Annotated in this window: 12 protein-coding genes; 11 read left to right on the top strand and 1 reads right to left on the bottom strand. The window is 60.1% G+C overall.

Going from position 1 to position 18258, the window contains the following annotated elements:
* Positions 1-566: 566 nt before the first annotated feature.
* Together F591_RS0103345 and rarD are read left to right on the top strand one after the other, a co-directional pair.
* Positions 567-1463 (top strand): ABC transporter ATP-binding protein, encoded by an 897-nt coding sequence (locus F591_RS0103345; protein ID WP_019533167.1) that lies wholly within the window; start codon positions 567-569, stop codon positions 1461-1463.
* Positions 1464-1794: 331 nt separating this feature from the next.
* A complete protein-coding gene (gene rarD, locus F591_RS0103340; protein ID WP_019533166.1) occupies positions 1795-2700 on the top strand; it encodes an EamA family transporter RarD in 906 nt (301 codons plus the stop codon).
* Between the two features lie 72 nt (positions 2701-2772).
* Here rarD and F591_RS27285 read toward each other — a convergent pair whose 3' ends face one another.
* Positions 2773-3654, bottom strand: coding sequence for an AraC family transcriptional regulator (locus F591_RS27285; RefSeq protein WP_019533165.1), 882 nt, complete (start codon positions 3652-3654; stop codon positions 2773-2775).
* A 229-nt stretch (positions 3655-3883) separates the two neighbouring features.
* Here F591_RS27285 and F591_RS0103330 point away from each other — a divergent pair, with 229 nt between their 5' ends.
* From F591_RS0103330 to F591_RS0103285, 9 genes are all read left to right on the top strand, one after another.
* Positions 3884-5950 carry a glycoside hydrolase family 65 protein gene (locus tag F591_RS0103330; RefSeq protein ID WP_019533164.1) on the top strand — a complete coding sequence of 689 codons (2067 nt, stop codon included), beginning with the start codon at positions 3884-3886 and terminating at the stop codon, positions 5948-5950.
* Positions 5951-6014: 64 nt separating this feature from the next.
* Positions 6015-7334, top strand: a complete 1320-nt coding sequence (locus F591_RS0103325) for an ABC transporter substrate-binding protein (RefSeq protein ID WP_019533163.1) — start codon at positions 6015-6017, stop codon at positions 7332-7334.
* A gap of 20 nt (positions 7335-7354) precedes the next feature.
* Positions 7355-8434 carry a Gfo/Idh/MocA family protein gene (locus F591_RS27280; RefSeq protein WP_019533162.1) on the top strand — a complete coding sequence of 360 codons (1080 nt, stop codon included), beginning with the start codon at positions 7355-7357 and terminating at the stop codon, positions 8432-8434.
* On the top strand, positions 8431-9318 hold the full coding sequence (locus F591_RS29405) for a sugar phosphate isomerase/epimerase family protein (RefSeq protein WP_019533161.1): 888 nt from the start codon (positions 8431-8433) through the stop codon (positions 9316-9318). The genes F591_RS27280 and F591_RS29405 overlap by 4 nt, the downstream gene beginning before the upstream one ends.
* Before the next feature lie 101 nt (positions 9319-9419).
* The gene (locus tag F591_RS27270) at positions 9420-10550 is read left to right on the top strand and encodes a DUF6807 domain-containing protein (protein WP_019533160.1); all 1131 of its coding nucleotides are present in this window, start codon (positions 9420-9422) and stop codon (positions 10548-10550) included.
* Between the two features lie 18 nt (positions 10551-10568).
* On the top strand, positions 10569-13016 hold the full coding sequence (locus tag F591_RS0103305; RefSeq protein ID WP_019533159.1) for a glycosyl hydrolase family 95 catalytic domain-containing protein: 2448 nt from the start codon (positions 10569-10571) through the stop codon (positions 13014-13016).
* A 46-nt stretch (positions 13017-13062) separates the two neighbouring features.
* The gene (locus F591_RS0103300; protein WP_019533158.1) at positions 13063-15534 is read left to right on the top strand and encodes a glycosylhydrolase-like jelly roll fold domain-containing protein; all 2472 of its coding nucleotides are present in this window, start codon (positions 13063-13065) and stop codon (positions 15532-15534) included.
* Between the two features lie 229 nt (positions 15535-15763).
* On the top strand, positions 15764-17077 hold the full coding sequence (locus F591_RS0103295) for an ABC transporter substrate-binding protein (RefSeq protein ID WP_019533157.1): 1314 nt from the start codon (positions 15764-15766) through the stop codon (positions 17075-17077).
* A gap of 309 nt (positions 17078-17386) precedes the next feature.
* The gene (locus F591_RS0103285) at positions 17387-18187 is read left to right on the top strand and encodes a polysaccharide deacetylase family protein (protein ID WP_019533155.1); all 801 of its coding nucleotides are present in this window, start codon (positions 17387-17389) and stop codon (positions 18185-18187) included.
* Positions 18188-18258: the final 71 nt, after the last annotated feature.

Below are 18258 nucleotides of genomic sequence, written 5' to 3'. Positions count from 1 at the left end.
GCACAATGTTGTAGAATGTGCAACATTTCGGGCGATGAGCTTCGATTTGAAGCCGATCTCTCCTAAATTGTTGCACAAAATACAACATTCTCCTTCCTAATGCACGAGGAATACGGAAAAAGTTGCATTTTTTGCAGGATTCGCCGCTCATGTGCCCGGGGTGGGGCTGTGCTGACGTGGGGGCCGAAGACTCACGCGGGCTTCGAGGGCTGATGTGAGGCCCGAATGCACACGCGGGCTTCGATCCAACACGGAGTTCGAGCCTCAACACGGACTTTCAACGCTAACGGGAAATTGGACCGCTAACGCGGAGTTCAGGGACCGCAGGCCGAGCATCCTCAGCTGCAGCAAAGTAGAGGCTTGCACAATGAAGAAGGCTTTCGCCGAAAACAAGGTCTTTCTTGCTTAGACGACGACCGATAACGAGGCCGTCTTTCGCCAGAAGCGCCCAATTTATGGATTGACAACTGAAGTGATAATCATTATCATGAAAACAAGGTGAAAATGATTATCATTATCTTGCTTGTCAATAACCATATATTAATCGGCAGGGAAGGGGAACATCAATGCCTCGATTATATACGAAGCAATTGGATATCGCTTACGGAGACAGCCTTATCGTCAGCGGTCTGAATTTGAGCATTCCCGACGGTAAAATTACGGCGCTCGTCGGGGCGAACGGCTCGGGCAAATCGACGATCCTGAAGACGATGGCGCGGATTATGAAGCCGAAGAGCGGCAGCGTCTTTTTGGACGGCAAGTCGATCGCGCAACAATCCACCAAGGATGTCGCCAAACAGCTGGCGATTTTGCCGCAAAACCCGACGGCGCCCGACGGGCTCACCGTATCGGAGCTTGTCTCCTTCGGCCGCTTTCCGCATCAGAAGGGCTTCGGCACTATGTCGGCCGAGGACAAGGAGCATATCCGCTTCGCGCTAACCGTTACGGGGATGATGGAATTTGCCGACCGGCCGGTCGATCGGCTGTCGGGGGGACAGCGGCAGCGGGCCTGGATTGCGATGGCGCTTGCGCAGGGGACCGATATTTTGTTCCTTGACGAGCCGACGACGTTCCTCGATATGGCCCATCAGCTGGAGGTGCTGAAGCTGCTCGAGCGGCTGAACCGCGAGGAGGGCCGGTCCATCGTGATGGTCGTTCACGATCTGAACCATGCGACCCGTTATGCGCATCATGTCGTCGCAATCAAGCGCGGGACAGTCGTCAGCGAAGGAAGCCCTGCGGAGGTCGTTACGCCCGACGTGCTGCGCGAAGTATTCGGGATCGAAGCAGATATCGTGCCTGACCCGCGCACCGGCGTTCCGCTCTGCCTTCCGTTCGAGCTCGCTGGCCAGCCGTACAGCGCGTCGCCATACAAACGGGGCGAAGCAGGCCCAGGAGAGGGAGGCGCTGTCGGCAAATCGGAGGAAGAGCCGAAGATTGCGATGGCAGCCGGATCAAGATAAAAGCCCGCGATCAAGGCAAAAGTGCGTGAATGAGATAAAGTTACGCGATCAAGGCAAAAGTGCGTGAATGAGGTAAAGTTACGCGATTAAAGCAAAAGTACGTGAATAAGGTGAAAATCCGTAGATGATTCAGCCAGCGAATAAGGCCGCTTCCCGGACGCGAACCCGTTGGCTCGAACAGTGCGCAAGCCTCCAAACTTCCGTTTAGGAGGCTTTTTTTGTTTGTTGAACGAGTAAGCCGCGGTAATGGAGGACGAATGGCAGACGATTCAGACCATTTGTGATATAATCCATCGAAGCAGACATTTCATACAGAAGAAGGGATTTTGCAATGAACGCCGGTTTTATGTATGCCGTCTTGGCTTATCTGGTATGGGGGCTGCTGCCGCTCTACTGGAATTTGTTTCATTCGGCCTCCGCTTGGGAAATATTGGCGCATCGCGTCGTATGGTCGTTCGCTTTCGTGGCGCTGCTGTGCATCATCGGCAGACGGTGGAAGGAAGCGCTGGCGGCGCTGGCCGACCGGAAGAAGCTGGCGGTGATCGGGGCAGGCTCGCTGCTTATCAGCACCAACTGGGTGCTTTTTATTTGGGCGGTCAACAACGGACATGTCATCGATACGAGTCTAGGCTATTACATTAACCCGCTGATCAATGTGGCGCTGGGCATCGCCTTTTTGAAGGAAAGGCCGGGCATCGGCCAATGGCTGGCCATCGGCATCGCCTTGATCGGCGTCGTCGTGATGGCCGCGCAGCTCGGCAGCGTGCCCTGGATTTCGCTGGCGCTGGCGGCGTCGTTCGGGCTGTACGGACTGACGAAAAAAGCGTTCTCCCTCGACCCGATGATCGCGCTCATCGGCGAGACCGCCGTCGTCCTGCCGCTGGCGCTGCTCTACCTGCTGTTCATCCACAGCACAGGAACGGCGACGGCCGGCAGCCTGCCTGCGCCCCGCCTTCTCGCGCTGCTGCTCGCCGGGGTCGCGACGGCAACGCCGCTGTTCTGGTTCGCGCAGGCGGCCAAGCGGCTTTCGCTCAGTACGGTCGGCTTTATTCAATATATCGGCCCGACGCTCACGCTGCTGCTGGGCATCGTCTTTTTCAAAGAATCGTTTACCGGCGCGCATATGATCAGCTTTTCGCTCATTTGGCTAGCGTTGATTATTTATACCTGGACCTCCCTGCGAAAAGGAAAGAGGGCGCTGCCGGCAGCAAATACCGCGATCGGGGAGCGGGCTTGAAGCGCGGGACGATGAAGGCGCGCGGCGATGATCGAAGCGGCAGGACGAGGGGCTTACGAGACACAGGTAACGTCAATGCTCGTCCAACACTGCCATCGTCTCGCCGTGCTTGCGGTACTCCTGGGGCGTCATGCCTGTCCGCTGCCGGAACAGCGAATGGAAATATTTCATATCCTGATAGCCGACGGCCCCGGCGATCTGCTGGACGGTCATGCCGGTCGTCTTAAGCAGCTCGCAGCACCGCTGCACCCGCAAGTTTTGCACATACGAGATGAACGAAACGCCGGTTGCCTGCTTGAACAGCTTTTGCAGGTGACTTTCGCTGAGGAAAGAATACTCCGCTACCTGCTTCAGCGTAATATTGCCTTGATAATTGCGCTTGATGTAGCGGATCGCTTCCTGCACCTTGCTGCGGCTGTTGACGGACGCCGTCGAGTTCAGCAGAGCGCGATGCAGCTGCGCAATCAACTGGATGAACAGCGCCTGGACGACGGCCTCGTATCCCGGTTGCCGCTGGCGGTATTCCGACAAGAGCGATAGGAAAAGTTCTGTGAAAGCGCTATTTTTATCGTAATGGTGAAACCAGGGCCTGCTCAGCTTCGACGGGCAGTACAGCGCGTCGTGCAGCTCCGTGCCGGGAGGAGGGAAGTCGCCGAACGGCTTCAGCGCCTCGAGCCGGAAGACGCAGTTGATGATGCCGAGCGAACGAACCTTGTCCGGCGAGGTCGGCCGATAGACGTGAGATGTTCCGATCGGCAGCAAATAAATATCGCCGCGCTTGACGCGAACGACGGTATCGTTAATAAACTGATAACCGGTCCCTTCAACAACGAAGCTGATCTCGATCGCGTCATGGGTATGCTGGGGAATATTGAACGCTTCGAACGCCCGGTTGACGAACACGTTCATGCCTGGCCGAAAACGCTGATGCGAGAGAAAAACAGGCTTATCCATAACCCCTCCAAGCACCTCCGATATGCTCCATCTCCAATTTGCAGCATGCTTGACTATCATTATATCGCTATCTCTCCCATAAAAAAAAGGTATATCCCCTATAAATATAAAGTGTTTCCCCCATATCGCGAAAACAGGACCTGTTATAATGAAATTACTGTCGGGAAAACGATCAGCGCGCACAAGCCGTGTGCAGCGCCAGAAGAGATGACGAGGAGGACTTATTCCATTGAAAATAGACCGTAAATCGCTGGTCAGCCGGCATCATCCGGTGATCCGCGGAATCGAACCATTATCCCCGTTGTCCGTCGGCAACGGCGAGTTTGCTTTTACGGCGGACTTTACTGGTTTGCAAACGTTTCCGGAACGATACGAGGCGCCGCTCGGCACGCAGACGCAGTGGGCCTGGCATTCCTCCGGGGGCAAGAACGTCTGGACGCTCCAGGATGTTCGCATGCAGTATCGCGACGAGGCGAAGCAGAAGGGCGGCTATCCCGTTCACGCCGAGGACCGCGAAGAGCCTTACCATTGGCTGAGGCAAAATCCGCACCGCCTGCAGCTCGGGCAGATCGGCTTCGTGTTCACGTCGAAGGAAGGAGAGCGCTTGACCGCGGATGCGGCGACGGACATCGAGCAGACGCATGAGCTGTGGACCGGCGTGCTGTACAGCCAATTCCGCATTCAGGGACATCCGGTGAAGGTGCGGACCGTCTGCCATCCGGATGCGGACCAGCTCGGCGTCGCCGTGGAAAGCCCGCTGCTCGCCGAAGGCCGATTGGCTGTATCGATCCGCTTCCCGGCGCCGGGCATGACGTCGCGCAGCTGGGATAAGACCATTGCGCTGAATTGGGAGGGCGACGACACGCACCGCACCGAATGCAGGCATGCGGCGGAGCGGACCGCGCTGTTCGAGCGCGCGATGGACGACGACGGCTACCGCATGGCTGTGCGCTGGTCGCAGGGCGAGCTGGCGCAGGAAGGGACGCACGCCTTCGCGCTGCGGCCGGCGGGCGATTCCGACAAGCTGGAGCTGGTCGTCGCCTTCGCGCGGCGGGAAACGGAGCCTGCGCTGACGTCGCTTGAGGAGACGCTGCGCGCAAGCGCCGCCCATTGGGAGCGGTTTTGGCAGGGAGGCGGCGCCGTGGAGCTGGCCGGCAGCCGCGATCCGCGGGCGCACGAGCTGGAGCGCCGAATCGTGCTGTCGCAGTATTTGACGGCGATCCATTCCGCCGGCTCGATGCCGCCGCAGGAGACGGGGCTGCTCTACAACAGCTGGTTCGGCAAGCCGCATCTGGAGATGCACTGGTGGCACGCGTTTCATTTTCCGCTGTGGGGCAGGCCGCAGCTGCTGGAGCGCAGTATGGACTGGTACAACGCGATTTTGCCGAAGGCGCGGGAGCTCGCCGAATCGCAAGGCTATACCGGCGCGCGCTGGCCGAAGATGATCGGCCCCGAAGGCGATCAGAGCCCTTCGCCGATCGCGACGCTGCTCATCTGGCAGCAGCCGCACCCCATCGTCATGGCGGAGCTGCTCTATTTGGCGAAGCCGACGGAGGAGACGCTGCGGAGATACGGCGACATCGTGCTCGAATCGGCGGAATTTATGGCCTCCTTCGCCGAATGGGACGAGGCGGGCGGGCGCTACGTGCTGGGGCCGCCGCTGATCCCGGCCCAGGAGCTGCATAAGGCGGCGGAGACGTGGAACCCGACCTACGAGCTGGAGTATTGGCGCCACGGTCTCGAGACGGCGATGGCCTGGGCGGAGCGGATGGGCAGGGAGATTCCGGCCCGCTGGAAGGACGTGTGCAGCAGGCTGTCGCCGCTGCCCGTCAAGGACGGCGTCTATCTCGCTCACGAGAATTGTCCGAATTCGTATTCCGATCGCAACAACCGCGATCATCCGTCCATGCTCGGCGCCCTCGGCATGCTTCCCGGCAAAATGGTCGATCCCGAGACGATGCGCCGCACGTTGCTGCGCGTTAAGGCATCGTGGCAGTGGGAGACGACGTGGGGCTGGGACTACCCGATGGCGGCGATGACTGCCGCGCGGCTCGGGGAAGGCGAACTGGCCGTCGATATGCTGATGATGGATGTCACGAAGAATACGTACCTTCCGAACGGACACAATTACCAGCGCCCGGGCCTCCTGGCTTATTTGCCGGGCAACGGCGGACTGTTGACCGCCGTCGCTATGATGGCCTGCGGCTGGCAGGGCGGGCCCAAGAGCCACGCGCCAGGCTTCCCCGCCGACGGCAGCTGGAAGGTGCGCTGGGAAGGCTTGAACGCCTGGATGTAGTCTGGTGCTGTACTTGGAGAGTACAGCGAATTGAAGAGTACAGCCACTTGGGGAGGTCAGGGAGATGAATAAGGCGTCGGCGGCATTATCGGGCACGATCCTTGCGATGTTTCTCGCCGGCTGTTCGAACAGCGATTCGGCATCGCCGAATCCCGGGGAACCGGACGGACAGCCGCAAGCGACAGGCGGAGAACCGGTGGAGCTCACCATCTATTCCGCGGGCGGGACGAACAACGACGAGTTCGAGAAAAATTACGCGGAATTTATTCGCCAGAAGTTCCCTCATATCGCGATCAAGTACATTAATCCGCGTGAAGGGGAAGGCAGCAAGCTCGAGAATCTGATTTTGGCGGGCGTCAATATCGATCTCTACTACGAATCCATCGGCACCTTTTTCTCTACCTTGCCCAGGAATCAGGCGCAGTACGACTTGACGGAGCTGATCAAACAGCACGGCGTCGATTTGAACCGTTTTGAACCGACGCTCATCGATGCGCTTCGGCAGAACGGCAACGGCGAAATCTGGGGCTTGCCGGTTACGACGAACGGCATGTCGCTTTACTACAATAAGGAGTTGTTCGACAAATTCGGCGTGCCTTACCTGAAGGACGGCATGACCTGGGAAGAAGTATACGCTGTCGCAGCGAAGCTGAACCGAAGCGATGGGGGCCAAAAAATCGTCGGCCTGGCCGTTTCCCCTAGCCACAGCATGCGAATGAACGCGTATTCCTTGCCTTTTGTCGATCCGGCGACGCTGAAATCGACTTACAGCGATGAGCGGTGGCGGCGAATACTCGAACCGATCCTGAAGCCGGCGGAGGATTCGCTGTATCGCTCCAAAATGGACGATTTGGGCGGCAAGCTTCCTTATTCCGCAGAGTGGCTGAAGACGCAGGAGCTTGCCATCCTCGGGGTATTTTCCGATTGGCAGGTCGTAAGTCCCAATCCGGTTCCGTTCGATTGGGATATGGCGGCCTATCCGACGATGGAGGATCAGCCGGGGGTCGGCAGCCAGCAGTACCCGGTTTATTGGGCCATACCGTCGTTCGCGCAGCACAAGGAGCAGGCCTTCGAGGTGCTCAAGTACCTCGTATCCGACGAATACCAGCTCGAGGTGTCCAAGCGCGGCGGACTCACGGTGCTGAACAATCCCGAGATTCGCAAGGCGTTCGGCCAGAACAGCATTCACAAGGATAAGAATTTGGCCGCCGCTTACTACAACAAGTTCGCGCCGATCTCTCCGAAGACAGCTTTCGAGAAAACGGCGGAAACGGCGCTGACGAGTAAGCTGCCCGACCTCGCCGCAGGCCGGATCGACCTCAATACCGCCCTTCGCCAGGCTGAGGAAGAAGCGAACAAAGCGATCGAGGCGGCAAGCCCATAACGACGGAGGATTGGAAGCAGATGACAGAAAAAATTGGCTATGGCGTATTCGGGCTCGGCGTAGGCCGCAGCCACGTGTCCGGCGCGCTGAAGGCGGACGGCTGCGCGTTTGTGGCCATTTGCGATATTCACGAGGCGACGCTGCATCGGGTAGGAGACGAATACGGAATCGCTCCCGAGAACCGCTATACGTCGTTCGACGAGATGCTGAGGCGGCCGGACATCGCCGCCGTCAGCATTTGCACGCCGAGCGGGATGCATCGCGACCACGCGATCAAGGCGATGAAAGCCGGCAAGCATGTCTTGACGGAGAAGCCGCTCGAAATCCGCCTGGAGCGGATCGACGAGATGCTGGCCGTCGCCGAGGAAGAGCGGCGGCTGCTCGGCTGCGTATTCCAGAGCCGCCTGGCGCCCGCTTACCGGTTCGTCAAGGAGACGATCGACAGCGGCCGCATGGGCAAGCTGATCACCTGCAATTTTCATTTGAAATGGTACAGAGAGGACAGCTACTACCGCAAAAACGGCGGCTGGAGAGGCACGTGGGCGATGGACGGCGGCGGCGCGATCATGAACCAGACGGTGCACACCGTCGATCTGATGCAGTGGCTGATGGGCCCCGTGAGCTCGATCTTCGCCAAGACCGGCACGTATACGCATGACATTGAGACGGAAGATACGGCCGTGGCCGCCGTCACCTTCGAGAACGGAGCGATCGGCACGCTGATCGGCACGACCTGCGCTTATCCGGGGCTTGAGGTATCGGTGCAGATTCACGGCGCCAAAGGCTCCATCTACATGAGCAATCAGCGGATCGTCCTGTTCAAGATGGCGGACGACGACAGCGATTTCAGCGAGGAGAAGCGGGTGCTGGAGCTGTACGGGCCGAACCGCCCGAAGGAGGCGGACGCGCAGGCCGGAATCAAGACGGGGCATGCCGGTCAAGTGCAGGATATGATCGACGCCGTCATACAAGGGCGGCCCCCGCTGATCGAGGGTCGGGAAGGCCGGGCCGCGGTCGAAATTATTCAGGCGTTGTATGAATCGGCAAAGTCCGGGCGCGAAATTTCGCTGCCTTATCAACCGGAGGTGGTTGGCGTATGAGCCAGACCCAACGCGAAGCCCGTCTGCCGCTTGGCTGCTGCCTGACGGCAGGCACGTTCATGCCGCAGGGCGGCACGGCGGCCGCAGCGGTTAGCGAATCCGATCCGGCGGCGCGGCTGGCCGCGGAAGTGGAAGCGATATGGCGGGAAGGCTACGACTTTGCGGAGCTGACCGTCGGCTCGCTGACGGCGTTATCCGAGGAAGCGTTCGTCCGCTGGTGCGCATGGCTGCGCGAAACGGGCCGTTCGATTCCCGTATTTAACAGCTTCATCCCGCCGGCGGTCCGGCTGACGGGGCCGGACGCCGATCCGGCAGCGATCCGCAGCTATGTGGAGCTGGCGATGAGCCGGGTAGCCGCTTCCGGCGGCGAAGTGATCGTCTTCGGCAGCGGCGCGGCCCGCACCGTGCCGGACGGTTATCCGCTTGAGCAGGCGATGGAGCAGATCAGGCAGTTTCTGCGCCTGTGCAACGAACTGGCCGAAGGGCATAACCTGCAGATTGCCATCGAGCCGCTGAACCGGGGAGAGAGCAATATAATCAATACGGTTGCGGAAGCGCTCGAGCTGGCCGATGCGGTGAATCTCCCCCGCATCCAGGTGCTGGCGGATGCATACCATATGACCCTGGAGCGCGAGCCCTTTGGCGTCATTTTGCGCGCCGTTGCGAGCGGCCGCCTCATTCACGTCCATTATGCGGAGCGGGACCGCGGATTTCCGAACGGCAGCGCGTCCGAGCCGGTCGACCTGGAATCGCTGCTGCGGGCGCTCGAGGAAAGCGGCTACCGCGGAAGAGTCTCGGCGGAATGCATGTCGGCCGCCGGGCCGAACAGCCGCAAGGAATCGCTGGCCTATGTCCGCTCGATCTGGTCGCGCATCGCGAATTAGACGTCTCTGACGAAGCGTTTTTCGTCATTGGCCGCGAGCGGCTCTTGACCCCATGTTGAATAAAAAGACGCCCAATAAATACGACAGAGGAGAACCTGAATATGTCCGAATTGTTCAAGCTTACTGTGCAGGCCGGCCGGCACGACCGCGAGAATTGTCCGGTGGCGTTCGGCTTGCCGGCCGATTCGCCGCAGCTAAAGGGAGCCGGCGACAGACCGCTGCGGATGATTGCCGAAGACGGCCGCTTGATCCCGGTGCAAAGCGAACTGAAGGATGGCCAGTTCATTCTGCATTGGATCGTCGATCGGCTGCCTGCGGGCGAGACGCTCGCCTTAACCGTCGCTTCCTCTGAGGGGGACGCGGCAGAAGGCCAGGGTGGAGTACGGGTGGTCCGGAAAGAGCACCGGTTCGATGTGGAGATCGACGGCGCCTACTTCACTTCGTACGTGACCGATCCGGAGCTGGCGAAGCCTTATCTCGGCCCGATGATGGGGCCGTATGGCGAGAGCTTTACCCGTCTCGATTTCGAAACGACGGAGCATCCGCATCACCGTTCTGTCTGGTTCGCCATAGGCGACGTGAACGGCATCGATCTGTGGAACGAGCCGAAGGACAGGCACGGCAAGCAGCGGGTTCTCGGCTCCGTCGAAGCCGCCGATGGCCCGGTGCTGGCGCGGCTTGTGTCGAAGCAGCAGTGGTGCAGCTTTGCCGGCAAGCCGCAGCTGGAGGAGACGCGGACGATGACGTTCTACCGGACGCCGTCCGGCGGCCGCATCGTCGACATGGATTCTGTGATGACGGCGCTCGGGCGCGTCGAATTCGGCGCGACCAAGGAGGCCGGCCCGCTCGGCATTCGCGTCGCGGAGTCGATGAAGGCGGAAAGCGGCGGGACAATCGTCAACGCTTACGGCTCCATCGGCGAGGCGGAATGCTGGGGCCGGCGCGCGCCGTGGTGCGACTATTACGGCCAGGTCGGCGGGCATACGCTCGGCATCGCCGCCTTCGACCATCCGGACAACGTCGATTACCCGACGTACTGGCATGTGCGCGATTACGGGCTGCTGGCCGCCAACAACCTGTACTTCCTGGGCGGCAAGCTGCTGCAGAAGGGGCAATCGATCGCGTACCGGCACCGGATGTACTTTCATGAAGGCGACGCGGCCGTCGCGAAAGTGGCCGACAAATATCAGGACTACATTCATCCGCCGAAGGTGGCGCTGATCAGTCCGTAACGGCAAGGAGAGAGCAGCATGAAAGACGACAATCGCAGCGGCGGGTCCGCGCGCGGGCGCAATCGGCTCGTGCTCCGGACGCCGGCCTCCTGGTGGGGCAATGCGTGGCGGGAAGCGCTGCCTTCGGGCAACGGGATCGTCGGGGCGGCAGTATACGGCGCCGTTAGCAGCGAGACCGTGCTGATCAATCACGGCGAGCTGTGGTATGGCGGCAAGCCGGGCGAGCTGCCCGACGTCAGCCACACGCTGCCCGAGGTGCGGCGAATGATGGATCAGGGCCAATACCGCGAGGCGAGCGCGCATCTGGCCGAGACGCTCGGCAGGCTCGGCTACGAATCGGTGCGCGAGACGCCGCTGCCGCTGGCCGATCTGAACATTCGCCGCCCGGTCGACAGCGGGTTTCGCCGGTACCGGCGCACGCTCGATATGGAGAGCGGCGAAGTGTCCGTCCGCTGGGAGGAAGGCAGCGACGCGTACGAGCGCGCGCTGTTCGTCTCCCGCAAGGACGATGTAATCGTCTGCGAGCTGCGCGGCAGCCGCAAGGGCTCCGTCGCTGCCGAGCTGGAGCTGAAGCCGCATCAGAAGGGCGAGGCTGCCTCGCCGGGCATTCCGAAATGCGTGGAGGAATCGGCGGCCGTGTCGACGGCCGTGTTGGCGGCAGACGGCTATATCCGCTACGCCGCCAAGAACGACGACGGGCTCGATTTCGGAGCCGTGCTTCGCGTCATTCCGCAGGGCGGTACGATGACGGCGGGCCGGGATAAGATCGCGGTCAGCGGAGCGGATTCCGCGCTGCTCTTGATCAAGGTATTCGTCAAAGGCGAGCGCGAGCGGGACTGGCTGCGGCTGGAGCGGGAGCTGGCCGCTATCGGGCAGGCTTACGCGGAGCTCATGCAGCGGCACGCAGCGGTTCACGGCCCGCTGTTCCGGTCGGCGGCGATTCGCCTTCAGGACGAGTCCGAGGCGGACCGATCCAACGAGGAGTGGCTGCTGGAAGCCTATGAAGGCGAGCTTCCGCCAGGCCTTGCCGAGACGATGTGGGCTTACGGCCGGTATTTGTTCATCTCCGGCACCCGCGAGGACGGCCTGCCCATTCCGCTCTACGGGCTGTGGTGCGGCGATTACAAGGCCGTCTGGAGCCATCTGATGGCGAACGAAAATGTGCAGATGATGTACTGGCACACCGATGTCGGCGGCCTGTCCGCGTTGGCGCTGCCCATGTTCCGCTATTACGAGGAGCGAATGGAGCAGTTCCGGGACAACGCGCGGAAGCTGTTCGGCTGCCGCGGCATCTTCATTCCGGCCGGGACGACGCCGGGCAATGCGACGCCGTTTCAGGTCGTGCCGGTCATCCTGAACTGGACCGGCGCTGCCGGATGGCTGGCCCGTCATTTCTACGATTATTACCTGTTCACCGGCGACGAAAGCTTTCTCCGCGAACGGGCGCTGCCCTTTATGCGGGAAGCTGCGCTGTTCTATGAAGATTTCTTCGTCGTCGCTGGCGACGGCAAGCTGCTGTCGTATCCGTCGGTTTCGCCAGAAAATACGCCGGGCAACTTCATGCCGGAAAACCATACGTTCGGCGGCGTAGGGCACCCGATGCCTTCCGCGATCAACGCTACGCTCGACTTCGCCATCGCCAAGGAGCTGCTGACGCAGCTGATCGAGGGCAGCCGGATCGCCGGCGTTTACGCGGGCGAGATCGGCCGGTGGGAGGAGATGCTGGCGCGCATCCCGGAATATCAGATCAATGAGGACGGAGCCGTCAAGGAATGGATGCATCCGGATTTTCAGGACCGTTACCGGCACCGGCATATCTCCCACATTTACCCGGTGTTTCCGGCGCATGAGATTACCCGGGAGAAGGACGCCGCGCTGTTTGTGGCGTTCGCCGAAGCGGTGCGCCGCCGGCTCGTGATCGGCATCGGCGATCAGACCGCCTGGTCGTTCGCCCATCTGGCCAACATTTACGCGCGCATGGAGGAAGGGGAGCTTGCGCTGGAATGCTTGTCGCTGCTCGCTCGCTCGTGCCTGCTGAACAACTTCTATACGGTGCATAACGATTGGCGGCAGATGGGCATATCCTTGAATTATCGGCGAGCTCCCGTGCAAATGGACGCCAATCTCGGCTGGGTCTCGGCCGTGCAGGAAATGCTCCTGTACGTCTCGCCCGGCACCGTCAAGCTGCTTCCTTCGCTGCCGCAAGCCTGGAACGCGGGGGAGGCGCGCGGGCTTCGCTTATGCACGGGGAGCATCGCTTTCGCGTGGAACCGGGATCAGGGGCGGCTCGTGGCCGAGCTGAAGGCGGAGCGGAAAACCGAGCTTGTTCTGCGCCTGCCCGCATGGGCCGGCGAGTGGACTTGGGAGGCTGCAGGCGAGGCGGAGGCGCAGGCCGCCGGGCCGCATCGCGCAGTGATCCGGATGGCGCCCGGCAGCCGGCTGACGATTGCCGCCGGATCGGCATAAACGACAACCAGATCGGCATATACGACAAAAGAAAGGAGAGTGAACGATGGAAGCTTCAGCTTTGCGCCAGTCATTTTTGCATCCGGACGACGAGTTTACTCCTATTCCTTTCTGGTTTTGGAACGACGACTTGACCGCGGAAAAGCTGGTTGCGCAAATTCGCGATTTTGCCGACAAAGGAGTGATGGGCTTCGTCATTCACCCGCGGATCGGCATTCCGGAGACGATACCTTATTTGTCCGACAAATATATGGATTTGGTGGAGGCGGCCGTCAAGGAAGCGGCTTCGCTCGGCATGCAGGTCATCCTCTATGACGAGGCGATGTACCCGTCCGGCTCGGCGCAAGGCCGCGTCGTGCGGGACAATCCCGAGTACGCCAGCCGCGGGCTGCGCATGCTGGAATTCGACTGGAGCGAGGCGGTCCGGCTGTCCGACGTGCTGCGTCCGGGCGATGTGCTCGTATCGGCGCAGGCGGTGCCGATGGGAGAGGAGCGCATGCCGCAGACGGAGGAAGCGGCGCTGCTTGCCGCGGAGGACGGCCTCATCCGCTATGACGCCCCGGCGGACCGGCAAGGCGCGATACTGCTGTTCGTCGAGACGTATTCGGGAGGCACCATCCGCGGCATTCATTTCGGCGAGGACGACGGAGAGCCGAACGCTCCGGCTTCGGCAGACCTGATGAACCCGGAAGCGACCGCCAAGTTCATCCGGATTACGCACGACCGTTATTATGAGCGGGTAGGATCGTACTTCGGGACGACGATTCGCGCCATGTTCACCGACGAGCCGGATATTCTCGGCCGCCGCCATGCGAAAGGGCTGCGCGCCTGGACGAATCATTTTCTCGACGATTTTGTCCGCGCAGGCGGCCGCGAAACGGAGCTTTCCCTGCTATGGTTCGATACGCCCGAGTCGTTCTTCGTCCGGCGGACGTACCGCAGGGCGGTCAACGAGCGGCTCTCCAGCTCGTACTACAAGCCGCTCAGCGAGTGGTGCGAGGCGCACGGCATTGCGCTGACCGGCCATCCGGCCGCAAGCGATGATATCGGGCTGCTCGAGCATTTTCAGATCCCCGGGCAGGACGTCGTCTGGCGCTGGGTCGCTCCCGAGAACGGACTGGCGCTGGAAGGGAAGCACAGCACCGCCGCCAAATGCTCCTCCGATGCGGCGAGACACCGCGCAAGACGCCGCAATCTGAACGAATTTTTGGGCGTGTGCAGCCCCGGCGGAGGCTGGGCGCTGAGCGGCGGCGACATGAAATGGTACATCGACTGGCTGGCCGTCCGCGGCGTCAATCTGCTATGCCCGCATGCTTTCTATTACTCCATCGACGGGCCGCGCCGCTTGTTCGAGCGCCCGCCGGATGTCGGGCCGAACAATATATGGTGGCCGCATTACCGCCAGTTCGCCCAGTATATGAAACGGCTGAGCTGGCTGATGACCGACAGCGTCAACGTGACTCCGATCGCGGTGCTGTGCCGCGAAGACGAGCTGCCGTGGCGCCTGACGAAGCCGCTCTATACGGCGCAACGGGAGTTCAACTACCTGGAAGAGCGTCTGCTCATCTCCGATTGTCTGCTTGAGGAAGGGCAAATTCGCATCGCCTCCCAGACGTATTTGGTGCTGCTGATCGAGGACGAGACGCGACTGGAGCCGGAAACGCGGCGGGCCGTGGGCCGCTTCACGGCGCAGGGCGGGCTGGTCATTTGCCTGGATGCGGCGACGGGACCGACCGGGGAGGAATTTAAGGCGGCCGACCGGATAGTCGACCCGGAGCAGATCGTCTCCGTGCTGGACCGCTATGTTCGCAGGGATATCGAGCTGCAGCCGGCCGCGACGGATATTCGCGTCAGCCATGTCGTGAAGGAAGGCAGCCACTTCATCTTGCTGGTGAACGAAGGGGAGGTGGCGTACGAGGGCGAGGCAACGGTTCGGGTCACGGGCCGGGCGGAGCTGTGGGATGCGTGGGAAGGAACGATATCTCCGGCGCAGGTCGCGCTCGCGGAAGAAGGCATGAAGCTGCCGATTCGGCTGGAGCGGAGACAAAGCCTGATCGTCCGCATCGATCCGGGCGAAGCGCCTGAATTGCGGCAGGAAGAGCCGCGGAGCGCGGCCGAACCGGCCGCGGTCATCGCCCTGACGGACGGCTGGCGGATCGGGGAGACCGGCGGCGAGCCGCTGCCCGGAAGCCTCGGCTCCTGGACGCAGCTCGAGGGGAAAGAGCATTACTCGGGTACGTTCACCTACCTGCAGACGATTGAACTAACGAAAGAGCAACTGTCCCGCAAAGCGGTGCTCGATCTCGGCGACGCCTTCGAGCTGGCTGAGGTATGGGTGAACGGCCGGGCCGCCGGCGTCCGGATGTGGAAGCCTTATACGTTCGACATTTCTTCCTTGCTGAAGGAAGGCGACAACGAGCTGAGGATCGACGTGACGAACAGTTTGGCGAACCGTTACGACAAGGTGACATTGCCGTCGGGACTGCTCGGTCCGGTTACCGTCTCCTTGACGCCGTGACCGCCGCCGCTGGCTGACGTGCGGAGCTTTGCGCGGCCGTCGGCAGCCAGCGGCTGTTTATAGACATATTTTGCATGAAAGACAGGCTGCGGTGTTATCCCCGTTGAGATGCCCTATGACGAACGAATCGTTGCATCATCGCTCGTCACCTGCGGTATAGAAAATGCGCCGAAGGGTTTCGTCGCATTTAGGGATAATCTATTAATTTATTATGGTGGGGGAATGTAAAATGAAACGTCACTGGTTCAAGCCTGCAGTTGCCGTGCCTGTCGCATGCTCCGTATTTTTGGGGGCTTGCGGCGGAGGAGGCGGCGGAGAGAACAAGCCTGCTGCCGAAGCTGGCCAAGAAAATGAAATCGCTAACCTGGTTGTTTTTTCCACGAGCGGAGACTCCGTGGAAAGCTGGAACGAACGTTTTGGCAACGCTTTAAAAGAAAAGTTCCCCAATTATACGATCAAGTACATTCAGAGCCAAAAGGATTACGGCATCAAGGAACTGCTGACCTCCGGCGAGACGATCGACATCTATTGGGATTCTATCGGCGGTTTTGCCTCGACGCTGCTTGACAACGGCCTCGAATTCGACATGACGGAGCTGGTTAAGAAGCACAACATCGACTTTGCCAAGATCGAGCCGACGGTTGCGGATTCCGTCAAGCTGATTTCGCCGGATAAAATTTATGGGATTCCGGTCTTCAACAACAACATGGTGCTGTATTACAACAAGGATATTTTCGATAAATTCGGCGTGCCTTACCCGCAGGACGGCATGACCTGGACGGAAGCGAGCGCGCTTGCGGCGCAGCTGACCCGGTTCGATCAGAAGCAGTATGTCGGCCTGTCCTCCTCCGAGACGCATATGCTGTCGATGAACCAGCTGTCGATTCCGTTTGTGGACCAGGCGACGGAGAAGGCGACAATCTTCAGCGACGAGCGTTGGAAACAGCTTTTTGACACCGTTTTCGTCGGGCCGAGCAAGGCGGCGGGATACACCGATTATATGAAGGAGCATAAAGATAAGCTGCCTTATCGCATCGAATTTTTGCAGGATCGGGACCTGGCGATGTTCGCCTGGCTGTCCTCCATCGTCTTCGTATTCCCGGATGAATTCAAGGCGATGAACTGGGATATGGTATCGCTTCCGACGTTCGAATCGAACCCCAAGCTCGGATCGCAAGCTTATCCGACGTATTTTACGGTAACCTCGATGTCGAAGCAGCCGGAGCAGGCGATGAAGGTGATCGCTTACCTGCTGTCTGAGGAAATGCAGACGAAGCTGTCCAAGCAAGGCGTCATGCCCGTGTTGAACGACGATGCGGTGATTAAGGCTTACGGACAAGAAAGCGTATTCAAGGACAAAAATTTGGCGGCGTCGTTCTATAACGATTTTGCGCCGATTCCGTTCAAATCCCGTTACGATAGAACGCTGCTGACGCCGTATGCGAAAACGGTGCCGAAAGTCGTGCTGACTGGCGATTACAACACGATTTTCCGGGCGACCGAGGAGGAGACGAACAAGAAGATCGAGGACGCGAAGAAATAAGCGCCGACGGCAAGAAATAAAGCGCAGCATTGGAGAAGGGGCTGTCTTCCGGCTTTCATTTGGGAGGCAGTCCCTTGCTATTGCTTGGCAGCCATCGTGAGACGCCGTGCCTGCGCTGCCTGTTCAGGCTTGTGTGAGCCCAGGTGGGCTAAAAATGCCCGCTCCCGCAGGGAGGCGGCCTGCCCGACCGGAAGGATTTGGGCGTTCTGGCGGCGAAGTACATAAGGCGAGCGAACAGACGGCTGCGGGAGAATACGATTATTCCGGAGACGGCGGCAATCATATATATCTAACTGAGGTGAATCGATCATGCCTAAAATATTGATGACGTTTCCGCAAGGCAAGCATAAAGTGCTGACAATGAGCTACGACGACGGAAGAAGAGCGGACGTGCGGCTGGCCGGGCTGTTTAACCGGCACGGCATCAAAGGAACGTTCCATATTAATTCCGGCATGTTTGGCACGAATGACCGGCTGACGGTGGAGGAAGCCGTCAAGGTTTACGAAGGTCACGAGGTATCGGCGCACACCGTTACGCATCCGACGATCGCCCGCTGCCCGAAGGAGCTGCTGGTGAGCGAGATATTCGAGGACCGCAAGACGCTGGAGCGGATATTCGGCTATACCGTCAGAGGGATGTCTTACCCGAACGGATCGTACAGCGCGCAGATCAAGGAGATGCTGCCGCATCTCGGCATTGAATACGCGCGCGTCGTGCAGACGACCGGCCAATTCGGCATGCCTGACGACTGGCTGGAGTGGAAGCCGACGTGTCACCATAACCGCGATCTGATGAAGCATGCGGAGCAGTTCGTCGCGCTGAACAAGACCCAATATTTGTATATGATGTATGTCTGGGGACACAGCTACGAATTCGACAACGACGACAACTGGGAACTGATCGAGCAGTTCTGCGAATTTATCGGCGGCCGCGACGACATCTGGTATGCGACAAATATCGAAATCGTCGATTATGTGAAAGCGTTCCAGCGGCTGCGCTTCTCCGCCTCCTGCGAGTTCGTGCACAACCCGTCCGCCCAGTCCGTATGGCTGAGCGTGGATCAGCGGATCATCGAGGTGAAGGGCGGCGACCAGCTTCGGCTGGCGTAAGGCAAAGCGAGGCGGCCAGGTACGGCTTGTGTACAGTAAAAGCGAGGCGGCCAGGTACGGCTTGTGTACAG

Source organism: Paenibacillus ginsengihumi DSM 21568, from assembly GCF_000380965.1.
GTDB classification, from domain to species: Bacteria; Bacillota; Bacilli; order Paenibacillales; family NBRC-103111; genus Paenibacillus_G; species Paenibacillus_G ginsengihumi.
The sequence above is the reverse complement of the archived record's forward strand: the minus strand, read 5'-3'. Positions and strand labels throughout refer to the sequence as shown.

Coding starts and splice junctions, on each gene's coding strand:
- F591_RS29405 (WP_019533161.1), top strand. CDS start 8,431: ATGAGCCAGACCCAACGCGAAGCCCGTCTGCCGCTTGGCTGCTGCCTG.
- F591_RS27270 (WP_019533160.1), top strand. CDS start 9,420: ATGTCCGAATTGTTCAAGCTTACTGTGCAGGCCGGCCGGCACGACCGC.
- F591_RS0103300 (WP_019533158.1), top strand. CDS start 13,063: ATGGAAGCTTCAGCTTTGCGCCAGTCATTTTTGCATCCGGACGACGAG.
- rarD (WP_019533166.1), top strand. CDS start 1,795: ATGAACGCCGGTTTTATGTATGCCGTCTTGGCTTATCTGGTATGGGGG.
- F591_RS0103305 (WP_019533159.1), top strand. CDS start 10,569: ATGAAAGACGACAATCGCAGCGGCGGGTCCGCGCGCGGGCGCAATCGG.
- F591_RS27285 (WP_019533165.1), bottom strand. CDS start 3,654: ATGGATAAGCCTGTTTTTCTCTCGCATCAGCGTTTTCGGCCAGGCATG.
- F591_RS27280 (WP_019533162.1), top strand. CDS start 7,355: ATGACAGAAAAAATTGGCTATGGCGTATTCGGGCTCGGCGTAGGCCGC.
- F591_RS0103345 (WP_019533167.1), top strand. CDS start 567: ATGCCTCGATTATATACGAAGCAATTGGATATCGCTTACGGAGACAGC.
- F591_RS0103285 (WP_019533155.1), top strand. CDS start 17,387: ATGCCTAAAATATTGATGACGTTTCCGCAAGGCAAGCATAAAGTGCTG.
- F591_RS0103295 (WP_019533157.1), top strand. CDS start 15,764: ATGAAACGTCACTGGTTCAAGCCTGCAGTTGCCGTGCCTGTCGCATGC.
- F591_RS0103325 (WP_019533163.1), top strand. CDS start 6,015: ATGAATAAGGCGTCGGCGGCATTATCGGGCACGATCCTTGCGATGTTT.